A 2,127-nucleotide genomic window follows, 5' to 3' on the forward strand; every position below is an offset into this window, starting at 1 on the left:
CCAGGGGTGCGCGCCACCGCCGCCTTGTCGCGCAGCGCAATGGCGTTGGCGAGATCGGAAGGCTGTAGCGTGCCGAGCACCGCGAGCGCGACCTTGGCGCCAACGCCCTGCACGGTCTGGAGCAGGCGAAACCATTCGCGCTCCTGGTCGGTGCGGAAGCCGAACAATTTTATTTGGTCCTCACGGACATAGGTCTCGATCGACAGCACCGCGGCTTCGCCGGGCGAGGGCAGATGCTGCAGGGTGCGCGAGGAGCAGTGCACCTGATAGCCGACACCACCGACGTCGAGGATGACGAAATCCTCCCCGTAGGAATCGATCAGGCCCTTGAGCTTGCCGATCATAGGCTCGCCACCTTCAGCCGGAGCGCGGTGCTCTGGCGGTGATGGGCGTGGGTGATGGCGATGGCGAGCGCGTCGGCGGCATCCGCGGACGGCGGCTCGGCCTTGGGCAGCAAGATCTTCAGCATCATCGCGATCTGTTGCTTGTCGGCGTGACCGGCGCCGACCACGGTCTTCTTGACCTGGTTCGGCGCATATTCGGCGACAGAGATGCCGAACATCGCGGGCGCCAGCATGGCGACGCCGCGAGCCTGGCCGAGCTTCAGCGTCGCAACGCCGTCCTTGTTCACAAAGGTCTGCTCGACCGCGGCCTCCATCGGCTGGTGACCGGACAAAACGGCGGCAAGCCCCTCATGGATCGCGAGCAGCCGGCTCGCCAGCGGCAGGTTGTCCGGCGGTTCCACCGACCCGCAGGCGACGTAGATCAGGCGATTGCCTTCGGCCTCGATCACGCCCCAGCCGGTGCGGCGCAGGCCGGGGTCGATGCCGATGATGCGAACGGGGCCACGAATCGGGAGCGCAGTCATGGGCCAGTGATAGCGGCTGGCCGCTTGAAGCGAAACAGAAACAGAACGGAAGTAACAGGGGAGAGGGGTGCCGTGCCCCGGGCGCAGCGCAGCACGAAGTGATGCTGTTGAACCGGGGCCCATGTTGCGACCGGTACCTGAGGCGCCGTGGGTCCCGGCTCTCGCAGCAGCGTTTCACGCTGCAGCGCGTCCGGGATACGAAAGCGCCCTACCCGCCCATCTTCGCGACCAGCGCGTCCGACACCTCGAAATTGGCGTAGACATGCTGGACGTCGTCATGCTCGTTGAGCAAATCCATCAGCTTGAGCAGCCTCTCGCCGGTCTCATCGTCGACCGCGACGGTGTTCTGCGGCTTCCAGATCAGCGCGGCCTTGCGCGGCTCGCCGAACTTGGCTTCCAGCGCCTTGGCGACGTCGCGGTAGCCTTCCGTCGACGCATAGATCTCGTGACCCGCTTCGCCGGAGACGACGTCGTCGGCACCGGCCTCGATCGCGGCATCGAGCACGGCGTCGTCGGAGGCAACAGCGCGGTCGTATTCGATCACTCCGGTGCGGTCGAACATGAAGGAGACCGAGCCGGTTTCACCGAGATTGCCGCCGGATTTGGTGAAGAAGGAGCGGATGTCGGAGGCGGCGCGGTTGCGGTTGTCGGTCAGCGCTTCGACGATGACGGCGACGCCGCCGGGGCCATAGCCCTCGTAGCGGATCTCGTCATAATTCTCGCCCTCATTGCCGAGCGCCTTCTTGACGGCGCGCTCGATATTGTCCTTCGGCATGTTCTCCTGGCGCGCCGCGATGATGGCCGCGCGCAGGCGCGGGTTCATGTTGGGGTCGGGCGTCCCCAGCTTGGCAGCGACGGTGATTTCCCGCGCCAGCTTGCCGAACAGCTTCGACTTCTGCGCATCCTGCCGCCCCTTGCGATGCATGATGTTCTTGAATTGGGAATGTCCGGCCATGCGTGGTCTCTCGAGGATCGTCAGCCAAAGGTGAGCGTGGGAAGCGCGGCCTTATAGGCCGCCAACCCGCCGGAATCAAAGGGATCTGCCGCCTTTGCGGTAGCACTGTAAAGGTAGCCACCGTAGTGGTCGGTGCCTAGAGGTGAGGCAACGTTAACCCTGATTTCATTCCGGACTGCGAAAATAGCGCCCGACCGTTCCCCGACAAGAGAGACGTGATGGCGTTCGGACTATTTCGGAAGCGTCTGCCGGACCGGGCTGCGCCTGCGACCGCCCCGGCGGCTCCGCAGCCGGCGGCCCATTC

General features: G+C 65.2%; 3 protein-coding genes. All 3 read right to left on the reverse strand.

The annotated features are described in order from the left end of the window. On the reverse strand, window positions 1-344 hold a 344-nt coding region (ruvA, locus tag MOV75_RS35690), incomplete at its 3' end, for a Holliday junction branch migration protein RuvA (protein ID WP_247007685.1). After that, window positions 341-868 carry a crossover junction endodeoxyribonuclease RuvC gene (gene ruvC, locus MOV75_RS35695; protein ID WP_246932242.1) on the reverse strand — a complete coding sequence of 176 codons (528 nt, stop codon included), beginning with the start codon at window positions 866-868 and terminating at the stop codon, window positions 341-343. The genes ruvC and ruvA, both read right to left, overlap by 4 nt. A gap of 208 nt (window positions 869-1,076) precedes the next feature. Beyond that, window positions 1,077-1,823: a YebC/PmpR family DNA-binding transcriptional regulator gene (locus MOV75_RS35700; RefSeq protein ID WP_246932241.1), complete on the reverse strand. Its 747-nt coding sequence runs from the start codon at window positions 1,821-1,823 to the stop codon at window positions 1,077-1,079. Window positions 1,824-2,127: the final 304 nt, after the last annotated feature.

Origin of the sequence: Bradyrhizobium sp. PRIMUS42 (assembly GCF_023006515.1) — a bacterium.
GTDB lineage: Bacteria > Pseudomonadota > Alphaproteobacteria > Rhizobiales > Xanthobacteraceae > Bradyrhizobium.